Origin of the sequence: Serratia sp. (in: enterobacteria), assembly GCF_051654945.1 — a bacterium.
Taxonomy (GTDB): domain Bacteria; phylum Pseudomonadota; class Gammaproteobacteria; order Enterobacterales; family Enterobacteriaceae; genus Chania.
The window spans coordinates 48,477-72,465 of sequence record NZ_JBOFZA010000028.1; the positions used below are offsets into that span (position 1 = coordinate 48,477).

Genomic DNA, 23,989 nt, shown 5'->3' on the forward strand with positions numbered 1-23,989 from the left:
AGAATAATGATGACTACTCTGCGCAAACTTCCTCTGACGCTGGCTGTCGCCGCTGGTGTCTTGTCTTCACAAGCGATGGCGGTGGATTTTCACGGCTATGCGCGTTCCGGTATCGGTTGGACCGGGAGCGGCGGTGAGCAACAGTGTTTCCAGACAACCGGTGCCAGCAGCAAGTACCGTCTTGGTAACGAATGTGAAACCTATGCGGAACTGAAACTGGGCCAGGAAGTGTGGAAAGAGGGCGACAAGAGCTTCTACTTCGACACCAACGTTGCCTATTCCGTATCGCAACAGTCTGACTGGGAATCCACCAGCCCGGCCTTCCGTGAAGTGAACGTGCAGGGTAAAAACCTGATTGACGCGTTGCCAGGTGCCAACATGTGGGCCGGTAAGCGCTTCTATCAGCGTCATGACGTCCATATGATCGACTTCTACTACTGGGACATCTCCGGTCCTGGTGCCGGTCTGGAAAATATCGATCTGGGCTTCGGCAAGCTGTCTGCTGCCGTGACCCGTAACACCGAATCCGGTGGTTCTTTAGGTTATATCGACAATCAACGTGACGAGCGTCCAACCGTCAACGATACCTACGACCTGCGTTTGGCTGGCCTTGAGCTGAATCCGGGCGGTACGTTGGAACTGGGTGTGGATTATGGCCGTGCCAATACGCAAGACGGTTATCACCTGGCCGATGGGGCAAGTAAAGACGGTTGGCTGTTTACTGCGGAACATACCCAGAGCATCCAGGGTGGCTACAACAAGTTCACCGTGCAGTACGCCACCGACTCCATGACTGCGCAGAATAACGGCCGCAGCCAAGGGGCAGCGATTGATGACAATGGCAAGATGATCCGCGTGCTGGATCACGGTGCCATCGATTTCAACGATGATTGGGCAATGATGTACGTTGCCATGTATCAGGACATCAACCGCGACAACGATAACGGCACCACCTGGTACACCGTGGGCGTGCGCCCGATGTACAAATGGACGCCAATCATGAGCACCCTGATGGAAGTTGGCTACGACAACGTGAAGTCTCAACGTACTGGCGATCGTAACGGCCAATATAAAGTCACCCTGGCACAACAATGGCAAGCGGGTAACAGCATCTGGTCACGTCCGGCGATCCGTGTCTTCGCGACCTATGCCAACTGGGACGAGAAGTGGGGCTACGCCAACAACGATTCCGGCGCAGGTTATAACGCAGGTACCGCCTATAACGATACCAGCATGCACACCTTCAGCCGTGGTAAAGACAGCGAAGTCACCTTCGGTGCCCAGATGGAAATCTGGTGGTAATACTGGCTTGACGGGAGGGCGCCTGCACGCCCTCCTTCTTACTGTTTGACCGGCAGTTGTGCGCTTGCCTGCCCGCTGCCGGGATGCACGCTCAAAGCGAGAGGGTATAACAATGAAAAAAAATCTACTGTCACTCTGCCTGTCTCTGGCACTGACCGTCGGCGCACCGCTGGCGACCTATGCCGATACCCCGGCCAACGTTTCCGTTGCACCGGCCATCAGTGCCACCACGCTGCAAAGCTTGCCTTGGCAGCCGTTGGTACCGCCGGTAACCCAGGATGTCCAACTCAATAACGTCAGTCCACAGATCAATCAGGGCCAGATCCAGGGGGCCGTGGCCGCATTTACGTTGCCAGCCGATCGTGGATCGCTGGAAATCCAACTGAGTAGCCTGGCCGGCAAGGATTCGATCTATTCTCCTAGCGTATTGGTGCTCGATGAGCATATGCGCCCGGCGGCCTATTATCCGAGCAGCTATTTCGCTTACCAGCCACCGGGGGTGATGTCCACCGATCGGCTGGAAGGCACCTTGAAACTGACCCCGGCACTGGGGCAAAAACAGATTTATATGCTGGTGTACACCACGCAACAGGATCTGGCTAAAACCACCACGCTGACTGACCCGGCCAAAGCCTATGCCAAAGGGGTCGGTAATGCGGTGCCGGATATTCCGGATCCGATCGCCAGCCACAGCACCAGCGGTACGCTGAAGCTGAAGGTGAGCGCAGAGCAAGGGGCAAGCAACATCATGATTGGTATGTTGCAGTCGGCTCCGGCAACGCCACCGGTTGTGGTGGGTGCCACCGCTCCTGCCGCTGCTGCGCCAGCACCGGTTGCCGTAGCTCCGGCAGAGCCGATGCTTAATGACACTGAGGCCTACTTCAATAACGGTATCAAACAGGCGATCAAGGCTGGGGATATCGATAAAGCGTTGAAGCTGATGAATGAGGCTGAAAAACTGGGTTCCACCACCGCACGAGAAACGTTTATTAGTAGTGTGAAAGGCAAGGGGTAATCCCCCACGCTACCGATGCTGGCTTGATGATTGGTGCGCTTCGGCGCACCTTTTTTCATCTGTGGGCCAGCATCTTGCCAGTCAGATCCACGCTTGCCCCTTACCGCACCTCTAAAAGAGTTTTCCCCTGATAAACGGCGATGCGATACGCCACGAATCTGCCTGCCGCTTTTGCATTTCTGCGTTACAATGGCTTTCTGTTAACAGTTTGTATGGTTTGGCGCGGCACGCAGGGCGTAGCCTCCGGCCTGGAGTAGCAACATGTCTGGCACTAGGGAACCCATCCTGCCGCCGATTGAGTGGCTGTCTGAACATTCCTCAATACCTGCCGCCGTTAGCGATTGGCTGATGGAGCCAGGTTCCATGACCCGCCGTTTTGAGCGCCACTGTGGCCGCGTGCAGGTAGAACCACAGCGTGAATGCTTTATCACTCGCGACCAGCTTGCCGAAGAGGCGGTTCATCTGCCCTACAGCGAGCGCTATTGGCTGCGTGAGATCGTGTTACTGGGTGATGGCGAGCCTTGGCTGTTGGGACGTACGGTGATCCCGCAAGAAACCCTGACCGGGCCGGATTTGGCACTGGTCGATCTGGGAACGCTGCCGCTGGGCCGCTATCTGTTCAGCAGCGAAAGTTTAACGCGCGATTATATCCATGTTGGCCAGCAGAAGGATCTGTGGGCGCGGCGTTCTCGCCTCCGTCTGGCGGGAAAACCATTATTACTGACGGAACTGTTTCTACCGGCCTCTCCACTGTATGCGGTGGAACAGGACACTCCGGCATAATTAGGGGAGAAAGCACTTTGGAAGGGAGCGTGATTCAAAGCAAATGGCAGGCCTATAGCCATCTGATGCGTATCGATAAGCCGATTGGCACGCTGTTGTTGCTGTGGCCTACCTTGTGGGCATTGTGGTTGGCAGGTGGCGGTGTTCCTTCGCTGTCGGTATTGCTGGTGTTTGTGCTGGGCGTGTTCCTGATGCGCGCCGCTGGCTGCGTGGTGAATGACTATGCCGATCGTGCATTTGATGGCCATGTAAAACGCACCGCAGGCCGCCCGATGCCGAGTGGTCGCGTGAGCGAAAAAGAGGCCAAGATCCTGTTTGTCTCGCTGGTGCTGGTTTCCTTTGCGCTGGTACTGACGTTGAACGCCATGACCATCTGGCTGTCGCTGGCGGCTCTGGCGCTGGCTTGGGTGTATCCGTTTATGAAGCGGGTGACCAATTTGCCGCAGGTGGTGCTGGGGGCCGCGTTTGGTTGGTCGATCCCGATGGCCTATGCCGCCGTAAGCGAGTCGCTGCCACTGAGTTGCTGGCTACTGTTTCTGGCCAACATCTGCTGGACGGTGGCTTACGACACCCTGTACGCCATGGTCGATCGCGATGACGATCTGAAGATTGGCATCAAATCCACTGCGGTGCTGTTTGGCCGCCATGACAAACTGATCGTCGGGTTGTTGCAGTTTGCTACGCTGTTGCTGATGCTGTGGGTAGGTTATCTGATGCAGCTTGGGGGAGCGTTCTACTGGTCGCTGTTGCTGGCTGGTGCGTTGTTTATCCATCAGCAAAAGCAGGTGGCTGGCCGCGATCGCGATGCCTGTTTCCGTGCCTTCCTGAATAACAACTATGTTGGTCTGGTGCTGTTTATCGGTATTGCGCTTAGCTACGTTTGATTTTCCCCTCTCCCACAGGGAGAGGGAGCGGTTAGTCCCTGCTCTTTTGGCAGCAAAGCGCTAATTTCAGCAAACTCGAACACCCCCTCATCTGGGGTATATTACCCAATTCTCAGATCTACTCGATCGGTCCCTCATTCAAGGTGCGTCATTAAGTTTTCAGAGCTACTCGATCGGTCCCCTCTCCCAGTGGGAGAGGGTTAGGGTGAGGGGCTGTTACTCGGCTTCTTTTTCCACTTCTGCGGTCAACGCTGGGGTATTGGTTTCCTCCGGCATGCTGACGCTTTCGATGGTCAACTTGATTTCCGGGGTGATCAGATCGCTCAACATGGTGTAAACCTCCATGGTGTGCTCGCGGATCGCATCGCCAATATCGTTGATAAAGCCTTCTTCACGCAGCGTTGCCACCAGGGTGGAGAACACCGCTTTGTCGAAGAATTCCGGCGCGTTGATGCCGTGCAGCACCGACAGACGCTGGGCCATAATGCGGCTTTCTTTCTCCAGCGCCCCCCGGTTGATACTTGGGTTGGCGCTGAGGATCGACATAGTGATGGCATAACGTTGCAGGGTTTCACGCACCCCGGCGGCCAGCAATTGCAACGGACGGATGCGTGCAGGGTTCAGCACCAGCTCATCGCCTTTGCTACAAATCAACTGCTGGCGTATCAACTCCTCAATCAGCGGTTGCAGCACTTCTGCCAGCTGTTCTTTGTCGTAACGCAGGAACAGCTCGGCCTTCAGCATCGGGTAGATCAGGCTGACCTGACGCAACAGCTCAACGCGTGACACGCGGCGGTGATGCATCACGATAGAGGCGATCAGCGAAGGCAGTACCAGCATATGATGGATGTTGTTGCGATAATACGTCATCAGCACCGCTTGCTCGCGCGGCAGAATGATGATGTCGCCGATGTTGTCTTTCTCTACTTCAAACTTGTTCATGTTTAAAGCGTGATCCAGCAACTGGTCTGGCGTGTGCGTGGGTACGGTAGCGTCGGGCGCGTAAGGCACGTTACGCATCAGCTGTAGGTAACACTCCAACTGCTCAAGCAACTGCTCACGGGTTAGTGAACGTTGGCGCGAGGCCAGCAGCGCGGTTGAACACAGGTTCATGGCGTTGGCGGCAGCGGCGTTGTTGATGCGCACCATGATCTGAGCGGCCAGATCGTTGACCGAAGGCGTCAGCCAGCTTGGGCGCTGTGCTTCGATCGGATCGATTGACTCGCGCCATTGCGGCACATTCTGGTTCAGGTAGGTGGTCAACGGCAGTGGTTCGCCAAAGTTCACGTAACCCTGGCCGAGGTTGCGCAGCTTACGCAAGCCGCGCACCATTTGCAGCAGGCTCTCTTTCTCTTTGGTCGCACCACGCAGTTCTTTGGCGTAGGTGCCCACTTCCATCACGTGCTCGTAACCGATATAAATCGGCACCAGGGTGATCGGACGGGTACCACCGCGCAACATGGCCTGAATGGTCATCGACAGGGTGCCGGTTTTCGGTTCCAGCAGGCGGCCGGTACGGGAACGCCCACCTTCCACAAAGTATTCCACCGAATAACCACGGGTGAACAGTTCACCGAGGTATTCACGAAACACGGTTGAATAGAGTTTGTTGCCCTTGAAGGTACGGCGGATAAAGAACGCGCCCAGACGACGGAAAATCGGCCCGGCAGGCCAGAAGTTCAGGTTAATGCCCGCCGCGATGTGTGGTGGCACCAGCCCTTGATGGTAGAGCACGTAGGACAACAGCAGATAGTCCATGTGGCTGCGGTGACACGGCACATAGACGATCTCGTGGCCATCCTGCGCCAACTGACGCACGCGTTCGGCGTTGGTGACGTTGATGCCCTGATACAGGCGGTTCCAGGTCCAGCTCAGGACGCGGTCGGAAAGGCGCACCGTTTCATAGGAGAAATCGGCGGCAATCTCTTCCATCAGCGCGATTGCGTTCTGCTGGGCCTTTTCATGGGAAATCTTTTTGCTGCGCGCTTCGTCTTCGACCGCTTTCTCAATCGCCTTGGAAGCCAGCAACTTGTTGAACAGATCCTGACGGGCAGGCAGGCTTGGACCAACGGCAGCCAGGCGCTGGCGAGCAAAGTGCATGCGTGCGACACGGGCCAGTTTTTGCGCGATGGTCTTATCGGTGCCGTGCTCGGTTGCCATGCGGCGCAGTGACACGGTGTTGGAGAAACGGACAAAGCTGTCGCGTCCCAGCCACAGTACCGCGAAGAACTTCTGTACACCGTTCAGCAGACGCAGATGTGGCGTGCCGTGGCCTTCGCGCCCAGGGGAGCGGCCAAACATTACCGAAACCGGCAACATCTGAATATCGAGATCCGGGTTGCTGCGGTGCAGATCCAGATAATCGTGGAACAGTTTTACCGATTCTTCTTTGGGGGTGTAATAACGGAAAACGCGCGGGCCATCGTGGATAAACACGTAGCTTGGCAGCACGGTGCCATCGATTTCCAACGGGTTAAGGGGGTCGGGCAGATCTTGCGCCAGGCACTGGGTGCGCAAGGTGAGTAAATCCGCCTTGGAATTGTAAGGTAAAACATACAAAATCGGTCGTGAGGGATCCAACCCTAACTCCGTGACCGGATCTGTTGGGATAACCTTACTTCTTACCAGCATTTTTAGCGGTAAGTTCAATATCTTATAATAGATTTTACGCCAACCTGACATAACAACGTGAAGCCTCTTGTTAGCAATGCGCCGCAAGCATACCAGAAACCCGGTAGCAGATCTGTGGCGTTGGGAAATCCAGCGCCTTGACGGCAATGGAAGTACATAGCGTAATTATACCCGATGGCTTGCAAGATGTAGCTAGGCAGCAAAGGTATTCCTGGCTTGTTGTATACTGCGCTGCGATAAAATGTGACTGGGCTGGCAAATCTGTCTGGAACGTTGCGGCTGGCAACACCGCGAGTACATGACTCATTTTGGAGAAAGGCATTCTTAACTATGGCAAATCAAGCAACGGGCCTGACACGCATCTTCAAAGCGGCAGGCTATTCCTATAAAGGTCTCATCGCGGCCTGGCAAAACGAAGCCGCATTTCGTCAGGAACTGGTGGCGACCGTGGTGGCCATTATCGTGGCGGTTTGGCTGGATGTGGGGGTGATAGCGCGCATCTTGTTGATTGGCTCGGTGCTGCTGGTGATGATTGTCGAAATCCTCAACAGCGCGATTGAGGCCATCGTCGATCGGGTGGGAACGGAATATCATGAGCTTTCTGGACGGGCCAAGGATATGGGGTCGGCGGCCGTCTCGTTGGCCATCATTTTGGCGTTGTTCGTTTGGGCTTCGGTGCTTTGGCAACATCTGGCGTGAAAACCGGCAGGCAACGTTGCGATCCCGCTCGCTACCTGCTGATTTTTATTTATTCTTCGGTTCCCAATCCTCACTTAGCTGTATATACTCACAGCAAGACTGTATAAACAAACAGGGGGCGGAATGAAAGCACTAACAACCAGACAGCAAGAGGTCTATGACCTGATTCGCGATCATATTTCGCAAACGGGCATGCCACCGACGCGTGCCGAGATCGCAATGCGTCTGGGGTTCCGCTCACCTAATGCCGCAGAAGAGCACTTGAAGGCGCTAGCCCGCAAAGGTGTGATCGAGATTATATCCGGTGCATCACGTGGTATCCGCCTGTTGATGGAAGATGAAGAGGGGTTACCTCTGGTGGGCCGTGTGGCTGCCGGTGAACCTTTGTTGGCTCAGCAGCACATTGAAGGGCACTACAAGGTGGATCCTTCTCTGTTCAAGCCTAATGCCGATTTCCTGCTGCGCGTTAGCGGCATGTCGATGCGTGACATCGGCATTCTGGATGGCGATCTGCTGGCGGTGCACAAGACTCAGGACGTACGTAACGGCCAGGTTGTGGTTGCCCGCATTGAAGATGAAGTTACGGTCAAACGCTTGAAGAAACACGGTAACGTCGTTGAGCTGCTGCCGGAAAACAGCGAATTCCAACCGATAGTGGTCGATCTGCGCCAGCAGAACTTCACCATCGAAGGCCTGGCGGTGGGTGTGATCCGCAACGGCGACTGGATCTAACCGTTCAACCTCCTCGTATTGCTACCCTTTAAAACGGGTAACGTCGCCCCAATTCTGGGGCGATGTCGTTTCTGAGTAACTCTCAATTTTTTGCCACGGGAACATATCGCTATGCGCCTGCTTTCTGCCTTTACCAGTGACACCGACAAAGCTTTGTGGCGCCTGGCATTACCGATGATCTTTTCCAATATTACCGTCCCTTTACTTGGCCTGGTGGATACAGCCGTTATCGGCCACCTCGATAGCCCTAGCTACCTTGGCGGGGTCGCGGTTGGGTCAATGGCCACCAGCTTCCTGTTTATGCTGCTGTTGTTCCTGCGTATGAGCACTACCGGGCTGACGGCACAGGCGTTAGGTGCGCAAGATCCCTACCGGCTGGCTCGGGCCTTCATGCAGCCGTTATTGTTGGCACTGGTTGCTGGGTTGGCCATAGTGTTGTTACGAACCCCGCTCATCGACCTGGCGTTGAAAATTGTGGGGGGCGATCGGGAAGTGTTGGTGCAAGCCAGGCTGTTTTTGGAGATCCGTTGGCTAAGTGCCCCGGCGGCATTGGCCAACATGGTGCTGCTCGGCTGGCTGTTGGGAGTGCAGTACGTGCGTGCGCCGGTGATCCTGCTGATTGTCGGCAATCTGCTGAATATTGTGCTGGATATCTGGCTGGTGATGGGGCTGGGCTGGAACGTGCAGGGGGCCGCTACTGCCACGGTGATTGCAGAGTACGCCACGTTGCTGCTGGGGCTGTGGTTAGCCTGGCGGGTTCTGCACTTACGCGGTATTTCGTTGGCGATGCTGCGTACCGCCTGGCGCGGGGATCTGCGCCGCCTGCTGGCGCTTAACCGCGACATCATGCTGCGCTCATTATTGCTGCAATTGTGCTTTGCCTCGTTGACCATTCTGGGAGCCCGGATGGGCGGGGAAGTGGTCGCGGTGAATGCGGTACTGATGAACCTGCTGACCTTTACCGCCTATGCTCTGGACGGTTTTGCCTATGCGGTGGAGGCCCATTCCGGCCATGCTTATGGGGCAAGAGATGGGCGGCAATTGCGTAAAGTATGGCGTGCCGCCTGTCGGCAGGCGTGTCTGGTTGCCTGTGGCTTTGCGGTGATTTATCTGTTTGCCGGGCAACAGATTGTGGCGGCTTTAACCTCACTGCCGGAGCTGCGAGCGCTGGCTAATCATTATCTGCCCTGGCAGGTGGTGCTGCCTCTGGTGGGGGTTTGGTGCTACCTGTTGGACGGCATGTTTATCGGCGCCACCCGCGGTGCAGAAATGCGTAACAGCATGGCGATAGCCGCAGCGGGCTACGGACTGACGTTATTTACCCTACCGGTATTGGGCAACCACGGATTATGGTTGGCTCTGGCGGTCTTCCTGGCATTACGTGGGGCCGCACTGGGTTGGGTATGGCACCGTCATCGTGTACAAGGCACCTGGTTTTCATCAGCGGTGAGTGGTAGCTAATGTTCGGCAGATAGAGCGGATTTATTGATGCTTAAGGCTGATTATTTACAAATTGTAACATGTCTCACGCTGGTTATGGTTCGCTTGCTTACTGTTTTAACAGCGTTTTTTGCTATTAAGATTTTTCTCATCCAGATTTCATGCTGATTTGCAGGCGCTTTTCATGATGGCTGACTATAGTTATTCACGTGGCTGGCGAATTAAGCCGACGCTTAATTGGCAAAGGATGTATTAGATAGACTTAAATTTAACTCAGTTAAGTCCAGCCAGATTTATCTAAAACTGACAACCAAGAGTAACGGAGAGATTATGAACAAAGATCAAGCCGACGGTAACTGGAAGCAGTTTAAAGGTAAAGTGAAGGAAAAATGGGGCAAGCTAACCGATGACGATATCACCGTTATCGAAGGGAAACGCGAACAGCTGGTCGGTAAAATCCAGGAACGCTATGGCTACCAGAAAGAGGCAGCCGAAAAAGAAGTCAAAGCCTGGGAAGAGCACAGCAAGTATCGTTGGTAGCACGATGAGCCGCTGAGTATCGCGGCGCTACGGTACCATCCGGTCTGGCAGATTTTCCCCCTGCCATGGCCACGGGAACAAGGACGTACCCGCTCCCCTCTGCAATACAATCCGCTTATTTTTTTTTCACCACAATGCTGTGGTCATGATCGCAATCGTGTTTGTTCTCACAACTTTCTACTACCACACAGGCAGAACACAGGCCATGGGCTTCAACTACGCTGTGACGCAGGACAAATCCTGATTCCTGGGCCAGTTTCTGCAAGGTTTCTTCCACCCCTTCGGTGGTGCGTTCAGTGACCTGGCCACAACGATCGCAGATAAACAGGGCTGAGGTATGCATCGGTTGTTCGAAGTGATGGCACAGCACATAGCTGTTGGCCGATTCGACACGATGGATAAACCCCTGTTCGAGCAAGAAATCCAGTGCACGATAGACCGTGGGCGGTTTAGCCTGCGGTTCCGCGACACGCAGTAAATCCAGTAAATCGTATGCGCTGATGGCTCCGGGTTGCTCAGCCATCAGGCGTAACACTTCCAGCCGTTGCGGGGTCAGTCGCACGTTGCGTTGCTGACAGAGTTGTTCAGCCTGCGCGAGCAGCTTTTCCTGGTTGGTTGAGTTCATGGCAATCATCCGGCTACGCAAAGAAGCCGATTTTATCATGTTTCAGCGCAATCGCCGAGAGTTGCCCCAATTTCCCCGGATAACGTGGCACAACGGGCGATTTTCTGGAGCTATGCTGATAAGAATGAGAGGCTGGTCACGATTTGCCGTTTTGGGTAGGGCTGGCTAAACACTTTTCGAATACGGGCCTGGATGAGACCCGTAAGGACTACTGGCGTAGACTTATTTGACAGCTATTTATTTCAAACCCATCGAGGCTTTCATCTTGCCCATCATCTCAATCCCTTGCTGACAAGCGGGATCTTGCTGTTCAGCTGGCATGGCAGCCATCTGCTGTTTGGCTTGATCCATCTGGGCTTTTAACGCATCCATCTGAGGTTTGGCGGCTTCATTTTTAGAGGCTTCAACAATTAAATCGTCAACTTCGCCAACATATTTTTTACAGGTATCGGTTAATTCACCGGCAAAAGCGGAAGATGACATGGCTAACATACTGAAGATAAATACAAACTTTTTCATAAAGCATCCTGCTATTTATAGTCCATCCCAATGATGGTGATAGGATTATCTTTAAACCCAAGCGGTAAAACAAGCGACGGAATAAAAATAGGATAATGTTTAAGCTACCGTTTTTTTTCATGGTGTAGATAACCTAAAGCTCATTTTTAGTAGCGGTTTTATCCCCCCGGCCGGCCGTCGGACTTCGTCCATTGCTCTATGATATAGTATGCTATGCCTCTCCTACCCCCAACGATCTGGCTTTCTAACCAGTTGGCAGATGGACGGAGAACGAAAAAATACACAGAACGAGCGAACATGAACCAGGACCACGAAAAAGCCACTCCTGCTAAATCAGCACACCAGCCAGGCAAGTATGCCGCCAATCGCTTCTCCATTGCCCCTATGCTGGACTGGACCGATCGCCATTGCCGTTACTTCCACCGTCTGCTGAGCAAGGAGACGCTGCTGTACACCGAAATGGTCACCACCGGTGCGATTATCCACGGTAAAGGCGACTACCTGGCTTACAGCGAGGAAGAACATCCTGTGGCGTTGCAGTTAGGTGGCAGCGATCCCGCTGCATTGGCGCACTGCGCCAAACTGGCGGAGCAGCGTGGCTATGACGAGATCAACCTCAACGTAGGTTGCCCGTCCGATCGGGTGCAGAACGGTATGTTTGGGGCTTGCCTGATGGGGCAGGCGACGTTGGTGGCCGACTGTATCAAGGCAATGCGCGACGCGGTGTCGATCCCGGTGACGGTCAAAACCCGTATTGGCATCGATGACCAGGACAGCTATGAATTCCTGTGCGATTTTATTTCTACCGTCGCTGGGCGCGGGGAATGCGATATGTTCACCATTCACGCCCGTAAAGCCTGGCTTTCCGGCCTGAGTCCGAAAGAAAACCGTGAAGTCCCGCCGTTGGACTATCCGCGCGTTTATCAGCTGAAACGTGATTTTCCAGCGTTGACTATCGCGATCAACGGCGGAGTGAAAACGCTGGAAGAAGCCAAACAGCACCTGCAACATCTCGACGGCGTGATGATGGGGCGCGAGGCGTACCAAAACCCGGGTATTCTGGCGCGGGTGGACAGCGAGATTTTCGGCCGTCAGAGCGAGGTGATGGACAGCGTAGCGATTATCGAATCGCTGTATCCTTACATTGAGCGTGAATTGGCGAACGGCACCTATCTGGGCCACATCACCCGCCATATTCTTGGCCTGTTCCAGGGTATTCCTGGGGCGCGGCAGTGGCGTCGTCATCTGAGTGAAAATGCCCATAAGCCAGGAGCCGATGTGCGCACCGTCGAACAGGCGTTGGCTTTGGTACGTTCACCACGCACCGAAATGGCGTAATCTGTAAAAAATTGACTAAAAGTTGGTTTTTTTGACCAATGGCATCACCAGCTGTGATGCCATTTTTGCATTATTTCAATGAGTTAACACATCTTCTAAATTGGCACGTTTCTTGTAATAAACAATACAGACCTATTGTTTGCCAAGGAGCAACCCATGTTAGAACTCTTCTTCCTGATCGGCTTTGTCGCCATGCTGCTGGTAACCGGGATTTCACTGCTGGGCGTGATGGCTGCGTTATTCGTGGCTGCGGCCTTTATGCTGTTGGGTGGGCTGTTTGCCATGGTGTTCAAACTGCTGCCGTGGCTGATCCTGGCGGTGGTTGGCGTGTGGATCTACCGCTCGATGCAGAAACCACAGATACGCCGCTATTAAGATTTTTTGCCTAGATATCAGTCAGTCACGCTGAAATAGGCTATGCAGATTGCTTGCTAGTGTGGCAGGGATCACAGCTTGATGTTTTAAATGCGAATGCGGCACATTAAACATATTTTTTACTTATGGGGGCTGCTAGGATGGCATCCGCAGCAGTGATGCTAACCATTTTCATCACCGCAAGAGCTGACAAGAGTGTTGCATAAAGCAACCCCCATCTCTGGCGGACTCTGCTCTACCCCTACAAAATGCAGTAAACAAGAAAGGGCTCCTTACGGGGCCCTTTTCTTTTGTTGCTACAGGCCTGGGATTAACAGACTGGAACCACTGGTCTGGCGGCTTTCCAGTATTTGATGTGCCTTCTGGGCATCGGCCAGTGCAAACTTTTGCTCCTCTTTTACGTCAACTTTGATCGCACCGCTGCCAATCAGTGAAAACAGCTCATTGCTGGCAAACTGCAATTCCTGGCGGTTGGTGATGTAACCATTGAGCGAAGGGCGGGTAACGTACAGAGAGCCTTTCTGATTGAGCAACGACAGATCGACGCCGGTCACCGGACCGGAGGCATTGCCAAAGCTCACCATCAGCCCACGATGTTTCAGGCTGTTCAATGAGTCTTGCCAGGTACTTTGCCCCACGGAGTCGTAGACCACGTTGACCTTCTCGCCGTTGGTCAGTTCGGCGACGCGCTGGGCGATGTTTTCTTTGTGATAATTGATAGTGGCCCAGGCTCCGGCGCGCTGCGCCAGTTCGGCCTTCTCATCAGAGCCTACGCTGCCGATCAACCTGGCCCCCAACGCTTTGGCCCACTGGCAGGCGATCAATCCAACGCCCCCGGCTGCGGCATGGAACAGGAACACTTCACCCGGTTTGACCTCATAGGTCTGACGCAGCAGATAATGCACGGTCAAGCCTTTGAGGAACGAGGCGGCACCCTGTTCGAAACTGAGGTTATCCGGCAGGATCGCCAGCTTTTCCAACGGGACGTTGTGGATCTCGCTGTAGGCACCCAGAGCGGACTGGGCATACACCACGCGATCGCCCGGTTTGACCGCGCTGACGCCAGCCCCGACCTTGATGACCACGCCAGCGGCTTCGGTGCCCAACCCACTTGGGAAGTTTGCCGGTGGGTACAGGCCGCTACGGATATAGGTATCGATATAGTTGATACCGATCGCTTTGTTCTCGACCTGAACTTCGCCCGCTGCGGGATCGACAGGAATAAAATCAACATACTGCAGCACTTCCGGGCCGCCGATGGCGGAGAACTGGATGCGTTTTGACATGTTGCTACCTCGTTTAAATGGCTATTTTTACCCTACGCTTTTCAGCCTCGACTATCCAGCCTGTCGCGCAGCGATTAATATTTTTGCACAGGATTGTCGCGGGAAATCACGTATACTCTCGCGTCATGCTCCTCCATTCGCAACTGAATAAAGAATAGGCTTCATGGCAGGCAAAAAACCAACCAACAAGACAAACACGTACGAACCTAGAGACCGCCAGATGGAAGGGCTGAAGATGCCGCCACATTCGTTGGAGGCGGAGCAGTCCGTGTTGGGCGGTTTGATGCTGGATAACGAACGCTGGGATAACGTGGCGGAACGCGTGGTCGCCAACGACTTCTTCAGCCGCCCACACCGCCTGATCTTTACCGAGATGCAGCGTCTGCTGGAGATGAGCCGGCCAATTGACCTGATCACCCTGTCCGAATCGTTGGAGCAACGGGGCGATCTGGAAACGGTGGGCGGTTTTGCCTATCTGGCCGAATTATCGAAAAACACGCCAAGCGCGGCCAACATCGGTGCTTATGCCGATATCGTCCGTGAACGTGCGGTAGTCCGTGAAATGATCTCCGTTGCCAACGAAATCGCCGATGCGGGTTACGATCCACAAGGGCGCAGCAGCGAAGATCTGCTCGATCTGGCCGAATCCCGCGTATTCCAAATTGCGGAAAACCGTGCCAGTAAGGATGAAGGCCCTAAAGGCATCGAACGTATTCTGGAAGACACCGTCGCCCGTATTGAGCAGCTCTATCAGCAGCCGCACGATGGTGTCACTGGCGTAGACACTGGCTATCACGATCTCAATAAAAAAACCGCCGGTCTGCAAAAGTCTGACCTGATCATCGTCGCTGCCCGTCCAGCCATGGGTAAAACCACCTTCGCGATGAACCTGTGCGAACACGCCGCGATGACGCAGGACAAACCAGTGCTGATCTTCAGCCTGGAGATGCCCTGTAACCAGATCATGATGCGTATGCTGGCCTCGCTGTCGCGCGTGGATCAGACCCGTATCCGTACCGGCCAACTGGACGACGAAGATTGGGCGCGGATCTCAAGCACCATGGGGATCCTGCTGGAGAAGCGCAATATGTATATTGACGACTCCTCTGGCCTGACGCCAACCGAAGTGCGCTCCCGCGCGCGGCGTATTTTCCGTGAACATGACGGGATCAGCCTGATCATGATCGACTACCTGCAGTTGATGCGCGTGCCGTCGCTTTCCGACAACCGAACGTTGGAAATTGCTGAAATCTCCCGCTCGCTCAAAGCCCTGGCGAAAGAGCTGCAGGTGCCGGTGGTAGCGCTGTCGCAGTTGAACCGCAGCCTGGAGCAGCGCGCCGATAAACGCCCGGTTAACTCCGACCTGCGTGAATCCGGCTCGATTGAACAGGATGCCGACCTGATTATGTTCATCTACCGTGATGAGGTTTATCACGAGAACAGCGATCTGAAAGGGATTGCCGAAATTATTCTGGGTAAGCAGCGTAACGGCCCGATCGGTACCGTACGCCTGACCTTTAACGGCCAGTGGTCGCGCTTCGATAACTACGCGGGGCCACAGTATGATGATGAATAATCAGCTAAGGAATTGAAATGAAAGCGGCAACTGCTGTAATCGATCGCCGTGCCCTGCGCCATAACCTGCAACAGGTGCGCCGCCTGGCACCGCAAAGCCGCCTGATTGCCGTGGTGAAAGCCAACGCCTATGGACATGGCCTGTTGGAGACGGCTCACACCTTGCAAGATGCCGATTGTTACGGCGTGGCGCGTATCGGCGAAGCTCTCATGCTGCGTGCCGGTGGCATCGTCAAACCGATCCTGCTGCTGGAAGGTTTTTTCTGTGCCGAAGATCTGCCCGCGCTGGTGGCGAATAATATCGAAACCGCCGTGCACAGCATGGAACAGCTCGAGGCACTGGAGCAGATTGAACTGGCGCGCCCGATCTCGGTATGGATGAAGCTGGATAGCGGTATGCACCGTCTGGGCGTGCGCCCTGAACAGGCGGAGGCGTTTTACCAGCGTTTGAGCGCCTGTCGCAACGTGGTGCAACCGGTCAATATCATGAGCCACTTCAGCCGTGCCGACGAACCGCTGGTGGATGCGACCGAAAAGCAAATCAGCTGCTTTGAGCATTTCGCCAACGCCAAGCCGGGCTTGAAGTCGATCGCGGCTTCCGGTGGGATTTTGCTCTGGCCGCAGGCTCATCATGACTGGGTACGCCCGGGGATTATCCTGTATGGGGTTTCCCCGCTGGAAACGCCTTACGCCGATCACTTTGGGCTACAGCCTGCCATGACGCTTAAATCCAGCCTGATTGCGGTGCGTGAGCATCGAGCCGGGGAACCGGTAGGTTACGGTGGGCTGTGGGTGAGTGAGCGAGATACTCGTCTGGGCGTAGTGGCAATGGGCTATGGCGACGGCTATCCACGCAGTGCACCTTCTGGCACGCCGGTGTGGCTGAACGGCCGTGAGGTACCGATTGCTGGCCGCGTTTCCATGGATATGATTTCCGTCGATCTGGGGCCGGATGCTACGGATAAAGTGGGTGATGAAGTGGTGCTGTGGGGCAAAGCGCTGCCAGTTGAGCGTGTAGCGGCCTTCAGCGGTATCAGTGCCTATGAGTTGATCACCAAGCTGACCCAGCGGGTAGCGATGGAATATATCGGCGAGTAATTTCCCCCTCACCCCAACCCTCTGCCACAGGGAGAGGGAGCTGGAACGGTGTTGTAGTTAGGTACAATGATCGATCCGTTGCCCTACGTAAAATGAAGTTGATTTGATGCTATGGTTAGGTAAGTTTCTAGCTGAAAGCGAACTCGATCGGTCCCCTCTCCTGTGGGGTTAGGGTGAGGGCAGGCTTACTTCTTCACCGCCAGCCACTGGCCGATAATCTTCTGATACTCCCCGCTGGCCTTGCTCAAGTGCAGCCACTGATCGACATACAGCTTCCAACTCATATCATCGCGCGGCAGCATATAAGCCTTTTCGCCGTATTGCAGCGGCTTGTCCGGGTTCACGGCGCACAGCTTGGGATAACGCTTCTGCTGGTACAGCGCTTCGGAAGCGTCGGTGATCATCACGTCGGCCTTGCGGTCTACCAACTGTTGGAAAATGCCCATATTGTCGTGGGACAGCGTCAGATTGGTCTTGGGGAGATGAGCGCGGACAAAGGCTTCATTGGTGCCACCGGCAGGCTCGATCAGCCGCACCGCAGGTTTATTGATCTGCTCGACGGTGCGGTATTTTTTCACGTCGGTACAACGCACCAGCGGGATCTTGCCGTCGGTATCGAGCCGCTCGGCAAAAAATACCTGCCTTTGGCGCTCCAGCGTCACTGAAATCCCGCCCATGGCGATATCACATTTCCCGGCCACAAAGTCAGGCATCAGGGTTTTCCAGCTGGTTTTTACCCATTTAACCTTGGCCCCCAGACTGCTGGCCAGTGACTCGGCCATGGCGATATCGATGCCTTCATAGCTGCCATCCTCTTTCAGGAAGGTATAAGGCTTGTAATCACCGGTAGTGCAGACCGTCAGCGTTTTTTGCTGCAATACCTTGTCCAGATTAGATTGCGCGCTGGCGCTCCCGGCGGCAACCAGCAAGGCGAGAGGAAGTAGTTTTTTCATCAAATTTCCTTTTTATGTCGGCAAATACTTTTGTGGTTTTATGCGCGGCTTTGCCGCTAATTGTTGTTGGTTTGCATGATTTAGCCGTTTTTTATGCCATTTCTGAGTGGAGAAGCTGGCTTTGCTGCTGCGTCTCTCACAACCCGTAAGCCCGGATGGTTGCAAGGCTAAAAAAGCTGCTAGTCTGTAACGTCAACATTTATTAACACACTTTACAGGTGGCTATGTACAACATTGACGATTTTGATATGAAAATCCTGACGCTGTTACAGGCCAACGGTCGTCTGACCAATCAGGAACTGAGCGAACTGGTCGGGCTTTCGGCCTCGCAATGCTCGCGCCGTCGTATCAGCCTGGAGCAGGCCCATTTGATCAAAGGGTATCATGCCCGGCTGGCACCGGAGGCGGTAGGATTGGGGCTGGTGGGTTTGATCGAGGTGAGCCTGCTGACCCATACCCAAGAGCAGATCGACAGCTTCCATCAGATGCTGGCGGAGGTAGATGCCATTGTTGATGCCTACAAAACCACTGGCGATGCTGACTACCTGCTGAAAGTGGCGGTAGCAGACCTGCCCGCGTTAAGTGACTTCATCAGCCAGACGCTGTCGCGCCATAAAAGCGTGGGGCATATCAAAACGGCGGTGGTACTTGAACGGATCAAAGAAAACGGTTTGCTGCCGGTGACGCGATAAAGGTGAAACCCAACAGCGATTTGTGGCTATATTAGTGGCAGTGCCCGAACAACCCAAATCAGGAGAATCAACCCGTGTTCCAGAATGTTGAAGCCTATGCAGGTGACCCGATCCTGTCGCTGATGGAAAAATTCAAAAAAGATCCCCGTGCGCACAAGGTGAACCTGAGTATCGGCCTTTACTACAACGAGCAAGGCATCATCCCACAGATGAAGGCCGTTGCTGCTGCTGAAGCCCAGCTTAACAGCGTTGAGCAGGGGGCTTCGGTGTACCTGCCGATGGAAGGTCTACAACCTTACCGTAGCGCGATCCAGCAACTGTTGTTTGGTGCTGAACACCCTATGCTGCAACAGGGGCGCATCGCCACCATTCAAACCGTCGGCGGCTCCGGCGCGTTGAAAGTGGGTGCCGACTTTCTGAAAAGCTATTTCCCGGATTCGCAGGTTTGGGTCAGCGATCCTACCTGGGAAAACCACGTGGCTATCTTCGGCGGCGCGGGCTTCAAAGTGAATACCTATCCCTACTTCGACGGTGAAAAGCTGGGGGTGAAATTTGATGCCATGTTGAGCACGCTGCAACAGTTGCCGGCCAAGAGCATTGCGCTGCTGCATCCTTGTTGCCACAACCCGACCGGTTCCGATCTCACCAATGCCCAGTGGGACCAAGTGGTGAAAGTGATTGCTGAACGCGAACTGATCCCGTTCCTCGATATCGCCTATCAAGGCTTTGGCGGCGGAATGGAGCAGGATGCTTACGCCATTCGCGCCATCGCGGCTGCCGGTTTACCGTGCCTGGTGAGCAACTCATTCTCGAAAATCTTCTCGCTGTACGGCGAGCGCGTGGGTGGGCTCTCGGTGGTGTGTGAAAGCAGTGAAGCCGCCGAGCGTGTGTTAGGTCAGTTGAAAGCCACCGTACGCCGTAACTATTCCAGCCCACCGAACTTCGGTGCGCAGGTGGTGGCAAAAGTGCTGAACGATGCGCAGTTAAAGGCGCAATGGTTGGCCGAAGTGGAATCTATGCGCACCCGTATTCTGGAGATGCGTAAAGCGTTGGTCGAAACGCTCAAAGGCGCACTGCCGCAACGTAATTTCGATTATCTGCTGGAGCAGCGCGGCATGTTCAGCTACACCGGTTTCAGCGCGGCTCAGGTTGACCGGCTGCGTGAAGAGTTTGGTGTCTATCTGATCCACAGCGGTCGTATGTGTGTGGCTGGATTGAACCACAATAACGTCCATCAGGTCGCCGAGGCGTTCGCAGCGGTGCAGTAATTGCCTGAATGCAGCGATCAAGGGGCGATAGCAATATTGCCCCTTGTTGTTTCTGCGTGCTGGCGGTTGCTGCCAACGGGATAAAGAATATACTGACTGAGGGCGCTCAGACTTTTCGTATGCGCCATCAAGCCTTGCTTACAGATAGTGGGCGCGGTTTTCAAGCTAACCGGCGAGGCATCTGGCTGACGACAGCATATTCACAGTGGTTCGCGCCGCATTGTGCCTGATCGGGAAAAGACCAATGAATAACTCAGCACTGCTGGAATACTGCATGGCGAAACCTGGCGCACACCAAAGCGATCAAAACCAATGGCAGGCTAGCCAGATCAAGGTGGGTGATGTCATGTTCGCTATGGTGTGTGAAGTACAAGGACGCCCGGCATTGGCGATCAAAAGCAGCCCGGAGCTGGCGGAAAGCCTGCGTGAGCAGCACCCGGAAATCGTACCCTGCGAACATCTGAACAAAGCCCACTGGAACGCGGTATTCCTCGATGGCAACCTGCCCAATTCGCAGTTTTATCACCTGATCGACAGCTCGTACCAATTGGTGTTGGCTGGGCTACCTGAACAGGTGCGCCAGACGCTACAAGCATAAACCTCCCAGAGCTGTATTGAACCTTGTCTACAAATTTGTGATGTCTATCGCTGATTGGGAACGTTCCCGTTTTGTTTTAGCGCCACAGGCACTAGGCTGATAATACATAGAGTCACTAAAAGGGCGCGAGGATGGGCATAAGTGAAGAGAAACGCAAAATGATCGCGGGTGAGTTGTACGACGCAGGTGATGAGCTGTTGCGAAGCGAACGCCAACGAGCCCGCCAGCTGGTTCATCGTTACAACCATTCCTCCCCGGATGAAGGAGCCTTGCGTAAGCAGTGGTTAGGGGAACTGTTGGGGCAATATCAGGGCGGCACCATTGAACCTAACTTCCGCTGTGACTACGGTTATAACATCTACCTTGGCAAGAATTTTTACGCCAACTTTGATTGCGTGATCCTGGACGTTTGTGAAGTCCATATCGGTGACAACTGCCTGCTGGCACCGGGGGTTCATCTGTATACGGCAACACATCCGCTCGATGCGCAGACCCGTCTCGGTGGTGCCGAATTCGGCAAACCGATCAGGATAGGTGATAACGTCTGGATTGGTGGCCGAGCAGTGATCAACCCAGGCGTGACGCTAGGCGACAACGTGGTGGTAGCCTCAGGTGCGGTAGTGACAAAGGACGTACCGGCAAATTGCGTCGTGGGAGGCAACCCGGCACGGATCATTAAACAGCTATAAAACGGGCCGTGAACCGGCCCGCTGAATTGGGGATTATCTGGCCAGCATTGGCTTGAGGAACCGCGCGGTATGGGACTCTTTGCAGTTCGCCACGGTCTCTGGCGTGCCAGATACCAGGATCTCACCGCCGCCGCTGCCGCCTTCCGGCCCCAGATCGACGATCCAGTCCGCCGTCTTGATGACATCCAGGTTGTGTTCAATCACCACGATGGTGTTGCCCTGATCGCGTAACTGATGCAGCACTGCCAGCAACTGTTGGATATCGGCGAAGTGCAGGCCGGTGGTTGGCTCATCAAGGATATACAGCGTTTGGCCGGTACCGCGTTTCGAGAGCTCACGCGCCAGTTTCACACGTTGTGCTTCACCGCCGGAAAGGGTGGTTGCCGACTGCCCCAGACGGATATAGGAAAGCCCTACCTCCATCAGCGTTTGCAGCTTGCGTGCCAAGGCTGGTACGGCATCGAAGAAATCACGGGCTTCTTCAATGGTCATTTCCAGCACTTCGTGGATGCTTTTGCCCTTGTACTTCACTTCCAGCGTTTCGCGGTTATAGCGTTTGCCTCTGCACTGATCGCAAGGTACGTAGATATCCGGCAGGAAGTGCATCTCTACCTTGATCACGCCGTCGCCTTGGCAGGCCTCGCAGCGGCCACCCTTCACGTTAAAGCTGAAGCGGCCCGGCGTATAGCCACGGGTACGGGATTCAGGCACCCCGGCAAACAGTTCACGCACCGGGGTGAAGATCCCGGTATAGGTGGCCGGGTTTGAACGTGGTGTACGGCCAATCGGGCTTTGATCGATATCGATCACCTTGTCGAAATGCTCCATGCCGGTGACTTCACGGTAAGGGGCCGGTTCGGCAATGGTCGCACCGTTGAGCTGGCGTTGGGCGATCGGGAACAGCGTATCGTTGATTAGCGTTGATTTACCGGAGCCGGAAACCCCGGTCACGCAGGTAAACAGCCCAACGGGCAGCGTGAGCGTCACGTCTTTCAGGTTGTTGCCGCGCGCGCCGCTGAGTTTCAGCACCTTGGTGGGATCCGCAGGCACGCGTTCGGCCGGAAGGGCGATAGAACGCTTACCGCTAAGGAACTGGCCGGTCAGAGAATCTGGCTGTGCCATGATGTCTTCAACGGTTCCTTCCGCTACTACCTGACCGCCGTGGACACCAGCACCCGGGCCGATATCGATCACGTGGTCAGCCGCGCGGATCGCGTCTTCGTCGTGTTCTACCACGATCACCGTATTACCCAGGTTACGCAGATGGATCAGGGTTTCCAGCAGGCGTTCGTTATCGCGCTGGTGCAGGCCAATGGAAGGCTCATCCAGCACGTACATCACGCCGACCAGCCCGGCACCGATCTGGCTGGCCAGGCGGATACGCTGGGCTTCACCACCGGACAGCGTTTCCGCAGAGCGTGACAGGGAGAGATAGTTCAGCCCGACGTTAACCAGAAATTTCAGCCGATCGCCAATCTCTTTCAACACTTTCTCGGCGATTTGGGCACGTTGACCGCTCAGCTTCATATTCTGGAAGAAGGTCATGGCATGGCCGATGCTCAGCTCGGAGATTTCCGGCAGCGTCGTATCTTCCACGAATACGTTACGGGCTTCTTCACGCAGGCGGGTTCCTTTGCATGATGCGCAAGGGCGGTTGCTGATAAATTTGGCCAGCTCTTCGCGTACCGCACTGGATTCGGTTTCTTTGTAGCGGCGCTCCATATTATGCAGCACGCCTTCAAACGGATGGCGGCGCACGGTGGTGTCACCGCGGTCATTGATGTATTTGAATTCGATCGACTCTTTGCCCGAACCGCTCAGCACTGCCTTCTGCACGTTGGCGTCCAGGCTGCTGAATGGCGCTTCCACATCAAAGCCATAGTGTTCCGCCAGCGAGCGCAGCATCTGGAAATAATAGAAGTTGCGGCGATCCCAACCACGGATAGCGCCACCGGCCAGGGAAAGCTCCGGATTTTGCACGACACGCTCAGGGTCGAAGAACTGCTGCACGCCCAAGCCATCACAGGTTGGGCAAGCACCGGCCGGGTTGTTGAACGAGAACAGGCGAGGCTCCAGTTCGCGCATGCTGTAGCCACAGATCGGGCAGGCAAAGTTGGCGGAGAACAGCAGCTCATCGGCTTTTTCGTCGTCCATATCGGCGACGACGGCGGTACCGCCGGACAGTTCCAATGCGGTTTCAAACGACTCGGCCAGGCGTTGTGCCAGATCGTCACGCACTTTGAAACGATCCACCACCACTTCAATGGTGTGCTTCTTTTGTAGTTCCAGTTTTGGTGGATCGGACAGATCGCACACTTCACCGTCGATGCGTGCGCGGATATAGCCCTGGGTTGCCAGGTTTTCCAACGTCTTGGTGTGTTCACCTTTACGATCTTTGACCACCGGTGCCAGCAGCATCAGGCGCTTGCCTTCCGGCTGGTTGAGCACGTTATCCACCATCTGGCTGACGGTTTGTGCCGCCAATGGAACGTGGTGATCCGGGCAGCGCGGTTCGCCGACGCGGGCAAACAGCAGACGCAGGTAATCGTGGATCTCGGTGATGGTCCCGACCGTAGAGCGCGGGTTATGCGAAGTCGATTTCTGCTCGATGGAGATTGCCGGTGACAGACCTTCGATATGGTCGACGTCCGGTTTTTCCATCAGTGAAAGAAACTGGCGAGCGTAGGCAGAGAGCGACTCGACGTAGCGCCGCTGCCCTTCGGCATACAGTGTATCAAAAGCCAGTGAGGACTTGCCTGAACCCGACAGGCCGGTGACGACGATCAGCTTGTCGCGCGGGATAATCAGGTTGATGTTTTTCAGATTGTGGGTTCGAGCACCACGAACTTCGATATTGTCCATTTACACTTCCCGTCTTGATGATACACCGCGCCTGTCTGCGTTCTTTTGTGGGCGATTATGTGATCTATTGCGCAAAAAAACGGCT

At 54.8% G+C, this 23,989-nt stretch carries 22 protein-coding genes; 16 read left to right on the forward strand and 6 right to left on the reverse strand.

Annotation, left to right across the window (positions count from 1 at the left end):
• Positions 1–6 precede the first annotated feature (6 nt).
• The 4 genes from ACRDCA_RS02575 to ubiA all read left to right on the forward strand — a co-directional run bounded on the left by ACRDCA_RS02575 (position 7) and on the right by ubiA (position 3,984).
• Positions 7–1,302, forward strand: a complete 1,296-nt coding sequence (locus ACRDCA_RS02575; protein WP_438688178.1) for a maltoporin — start codon at positions 7–9, stop codon at positions 1,300–1,302.
• Positions 1,303–1,414: 112 nt separating this feature from the next.
• Positions 1,415–2,317 carry a maltose operon protein MalM gene (gene malM / locus ACRDCA_RS02580; protein ID WP_438688179.1) on the forward strand — a complete coding sequence of 301 codons (903 nt, stop codon included), beginning with the start codon at positions 1,415–1,417 and terminating at the stop codon, positions 2,315–2,317.
• Positions 2,318–2,578: 261 nt separating this feature from the next.
• Positions 2,579–3,100, forward strand: coding sequence for a chorismate lyase (gene ubiC, locus ACRDCA_RS02585; protein ID WP_438688180.1), 522 nt, complete (start codon positions 2,579–2,581; stop codon positions 3,098–3,100).
• A gap of 17 nt (positions 3,101–3,117) precedes the next feature.
• On the forward strand, positions 3,118–3,984 hold the full coding sequence (gene ubiA, locus ACRDCA_RS02590) for a 4-hydroxybenzoate octaprenyltransferase (protein ID WP_438688181.1): 867 nt from the start codon (positions 3,118–3,120) through the stop codon (positions 3,982–3,984).
• 216 nt (positions 3,985–4,200) lie between these two features.
• On the opposite strand, the gene plsB is transcribed toward ubiA, so the two are convergent.
• Positions 4,201–6,666, reverse strand: coding sequence for a glycerol-3-phosphate 1-O-acyltransferase PlsB (gene plsB, locus ACRDCA_RS02595; protein WP_438688182.1), 2,466 nt, complete (start codon positions 6,664–6,666; stop codon positions 4,201–4,203).
• Positions 6,667–6,945: 279 nt separating this feature from the next.
• Between plsB and ACRDCA_RS02600 the strand changes: the two genes are divergently transcribed.
• The 4 genes from ACRDCA_RS02600 to ACRDCA_RS02615 all read left to right on the forward strand — a co-directional run bounded on the left by ACRDCA_RS02600 (position 6,946) and on the right by ACRDCA_RS02615 (position 10,026).
• Complete coding sequence (locus ACRDCA_RS02600; protein ID WP_438688183.1) at positions 6,946–7,314, forward strand: diacylglycerol kinase; 369 nt, start codon at positions 6,946–6,948, stop codon at positions 7,312–7,314.
• A 123-nt stretch (positions 7,315–7,437) separates the two neighbouring features.
• Positions 7,438–8,046: a transcriptional repressor LexA gene (gene lexA / locus ACRDCA_RS02605; RefSeq protein WP_021180815.1), complete on the forward strand. Its 609-nt coding sequence runs from the start codon at positions 7,438–7,440 to the stop codon at positions 8,044–8,046.
• Positions 8,047–8,157: 111 nt separating this feature from the next.
• Positions 8,158–9,507, forward strand: coding sequence for an MATE family efflux transporter DinF (gene dinF / locus ACRDCA_RS02610; protein WP_438688184.1), 1,350 nt, complete (start codon positions 8,158–8,160; stop codon positions 9,505–9,507).
• A gap of 309 nt (positions 9,508–9,816) precedes the next feature.
• A complete protein-coding gene (locus tag ACRDCA_RS02615) occupies positions 9,817–10,026 on the forward strand; it encodes a CsbD family protein (RefSeq protein ID WP_024483982.1) in 210 nt (69 codons plus the stop codon).
• Between the two features lie 115 nt (positions 10,027–10,141).
• Here ACRDCA_RS02615 and zur read toward each other — a convergent pair whose 3' ends face one another.
• Together zur and ACRDCA_RS02625 are read right to left on the reverse strand one after the other, a co-directional pair.
• On the reverse strand, positions 10,142–10,651 hold the full coding sequence (gene zur / locus ACRDCA_RS02620) for a zinc uptake transcriptional repressor Zur (RefSeq protein WP_438688185.1): 510 nt from the start codon (positions 10,649–10,651) through the stop codon (positions 10,142–10,144).
• A gap of 237 nt (positions 10,652–10,888) precedes the next feature.
• Positions 10,889–11,170 (reverse strand): DUF5339 family protein, encoded by a 282-nt coding sequence (locus ACRDCA_RS02625; protein WP_438688186.1) that lies wholly within the window; start codon positions 11,168–11,170, stop codon positions 10,889–10,891.
• Between the two features lie 297 nt (positions 11,171–11,467).
• Here ACRDCA_RS02625 and dusA point away from each other — a divergent pair, with 297 nt between their 5' ends.
• Positions 11,468–12,508, forward strand: coding sequence for a tRNA dihydrouridine(20/20a) synthase DusA (gene dusA / locus ACRDCA_RS02630; protein ID WP_438688187.1), 1,041 nt, complete (start codon positions 11,468–11,470; stop codon positions 12,506–12,508).
• Between the two features lie 156 nt (positions 12,509–12,664).
• Positions 12,665–12,883, forward strand: a complete 219-nt coding sequence (gene pspG, locus ACRDCA_RS02635; RefSeq protein WP_021180810.1) for an envelope stress response protein PspG — start codon at positions 12,665–12,667, stop codon at positions 12,881–12,883.
• Between the two features lie 296 nt (positions 12,884–13,179).
• Here pspG and ACRDCA_RS02640 read toward each other — a convergent pair whose 3' ends face one another.
• Positions 13,180–14,169, reverse strand: coding sequence for a quinone oxidoreductase (locus tag ACRDCA_RS02640; RefSeq protein ID WP_438688188.1), 990 nt, complete (start codon positions 14,167–14,169; stop codon positions 13,180–13,182).
• 163 nt (positions 14,170–14,332) lie between these two features.
• Here ACRDCA_RS02640 and dnaB point away from each other — a divergent pair, with 163 nt between their 5' ends.
• Both dnaB and alr read left to right on the forward strand, forming a co-directional pair.
• On the forward strand, positions 14,333–15,745 hold the full coding sequence (dnaB, locus tag ACRDCA_RS02645) for a replicative DNA helicase (protein WP_024483977.1): 1,413 nt from the start codon (positions 14,333–14,335) through the stop codon (positions 15,743–15,745).
• Positions 15,746–15,762: 17 nt separating this feature from the next.
• Positions 15,763–16,842 carry an alanine racemase gene (gene alr, locus ACRDCA_RS02650; RefSeq protein ID WP_438688189.1) on the forward strand — a complete coding sequence of 360 codons (1,080 nt, stop codon included), beginning with the start codon at positions 15,763–15,765 and terminating at the stop codon, positions 16,840–16,842.
• A gap of 185 nt (positions 16,843–17,027) precedes the next feature.
• Here alr and ACRDCA_RS02655 read toward each other — a convergent pair whose 3' ends face one another.
• Complete coding sequence (locus ACRDCA_RS02655; protein WP_438688190.1) at positions 17,028–17,795, reverse strand: transporter substrate-binding domain-containing protein; 768 nt, start codon at positions 17,793–17,795, stop codon at positions 17,028–17,030.
• A 224-nt stretch (positions 17,796–18,019) separates the two neighbouring features.
• On the opposite strand from ACRDCA_RS02655, the gene ACRDCA_RS02660 reads away from it, so the two are divergent.
• The 4 genes from ACRDCA_RS02660 (at position 18,020) to maa (ending at position 21,042) form a co-directional block, all read left to right on the forward strand.
• Positions 18,020–18,487 (forward strand): Lrp/AsnC family transcriptional regulator, encoded by a 468-nt coding sequence (locus ACRDCA_RS02660; RefSeq protein ID WP_438688191.1) that lies wholly within the window; start codon positions 18,020–18,022, stop codon positions 18,485–18,487.
• A gap of 74 nt (positions 18,488–18,561) precedes the next feature.
• A complete protein-coding gene (locus ACRDCA_RS02665) occupies positions 18,562–19,755 on the forward strand; it encodes an amino acid aminotransferase (protein ID WP_438688192.1) in 1,194 nt (397 codons plus the stop codon).
• A 244-nt stretch (positions 19,756–19,999) separates the two neighbouring features.
• The gene (locus ACRDCA_RS02670; protein WP_438688193.1) at positions 20,000–20,353 is read left to right on the forward strand and encodes an MmcQ/YjbR family DNA-binding protein; all 354 of its coding nucleotides are present in this window, start codon (positions 20,000–20,002) and stop codon (positions 20,351–20,353) included.
• Between the two features lie 131 nt (positions 20,354–20,484).
• Positions 20,485–21,042, forward strand: a complete 558-nt coding sequence (gene maa / locus ACRDCA_RS02675; RefSeq protein WP_438688194.1) for a maltose O-acetyltransferase — start codon at positions 20,485–20,487, stop codon at positions 21,040–21,042.
• A gap of 33 nt (positions 21,043–21,075) precedes the next feature.
• Here maa and uvrA read toward each other — a convergent pair whose 3' ends face one another.
• A complete protein-coding gene (gene uvrA, locus ACRDCA_RS02680) occupies positions 21,076–23,904 on the reverse strand; it encodes an excinuclease ABC subunit UvrA (protein WP_438688195.1) in 2,829 nt (942 codons plus the stop codon).
• Positions 23,905–23,989: the final 85 nt, after the last annotated feature.

Coding starts and splice junctions, on each gene's coding strand:
- ACRDCA_RS02575 (WP_438688178.1), top strand. CDS start 7: ATGATGACTACTCTGCGCAAACTTCCTCTGACGCTGGCTGTCGCCGCT.
- malM (WP_438688179.1), top strand. CDS start 1,415: ATGAAAAAAAATCTACTGTCACTCTGCCTGTCTCTGGCACTGACCGTC.
- ubiC (WP_438688180.1), top strand. CDS start 2,579: ATGTCTGGCACTAGGGAACCCATCCTGCCGCCGATTGAGTGGCTGTCT.
- plsB (WP_438688182.1), bottom strand. CDS start 6,666: ATGTCAGGTTGGCGTAAAATCTATTATAAGATATTGAACTTACCGCTA.
- ACRDCA_RS02600 (WP_438688183.1), top strand. CDS start 6,946: ATGGCAAATCAAGCAACGGGCCTGACACGCATCTTCAAAGCGGCAGGC.
- lexA (WP_021180815.1), top strand. CDS start 7,438: ATGAAAGCACTAACAACCAGACAGCAAGAGGTCTATGACCTGATTCGC.
- dinF (WP_438688184.1), top strand. CDS start 8,158: ATGCGCCTGCTTTCTGCCTTTACCAGTGACACCGACAAAGCTTTGTGG.
- ACRDCA_RS02615 (WP_024483982.1), top strand. CDS start 9,817: ATGAACAAAGATCAAGCCGACGGTAACTGGAAGCAGTTTAAAGGTAAA.
- zur (WP_438688185.1), bottom strand. CDS start 10,651: ATGAACTCAACCAACCAGGAAAAGCTGCTCGCGCAGGCTGAACAACTC.
- ACRDCA_RS02625 (WP_438688186.1), bottom strand. CDS start 11,170: ATGAAAAAGTTTGTATTTATCTTCAGTATGTTAGCCATGTCATCTTCC.
- dusA (WP_438688187.1), top strand. CDS start 11,468: ATGAACCAGGACCACGAAAAAGCCACTCCTGCTAAATCAGCACACCAG.
- pspG (WP_021180810.1), top strand. CDS start 12,665: ATGTTAGAACTCTTCTTCCTGATCGGCTTTGTCGCCATGCTGCTGGTA.
- ACRDCA_RS02640 (WP_438688188.1), bottom strand. CDS start 14,169: ATGTCAAAACGCATCCAGTTCTCCGCCATCGGCGGCCCGGAAGTGCTG.
- dnaB (WP_024483977.1), top strand. CDS start 14,333: ATGGCAGGCAAAAAACCAACCAACAAGACAAACACGTACGAACCTAGA.
- alr (WP_438688189.1), top strand. CDS start 15,763: ATGAAAGCGGCAACTGCTGTAATCGATCGCCGTGCCCTGCGCCATAAC.
- ACRDCA_RS02655 (WP_438688190.1), bottom strand. CDS start 17,795: ATGAAAAAACTACTTCCTCTCGCCTTGCTGGTTGCCGCCGGGAGCGCC.
- ACRDCA_RS02660 (WP_438688191.1), top strand. CDS start 18,020: ATGTACAACATTGACGATTTTGATATGAAAATCCTGACGCTGTTACAG.
- ACRDCA_RS02670 (WP_438688193.1), top strand. CDS start 20,000: ATGAATAACTCAGCACTGCTGGAATACTGCATGGCGAAACCTGGCGCA.
- maa (WP_438688194.1), top strand. CDS start 20,485: ATGGGCATAAGTGAAGAGAAACGCAAAATGATCGCGGGTGAGTTGTAC.
- uvrA (WP_438688195.1), bottom strand. CDS start 23,904: ATGGACAATATCGAAGTTCGTGGTGCTCGAACCCACAATCTGAAAAAC.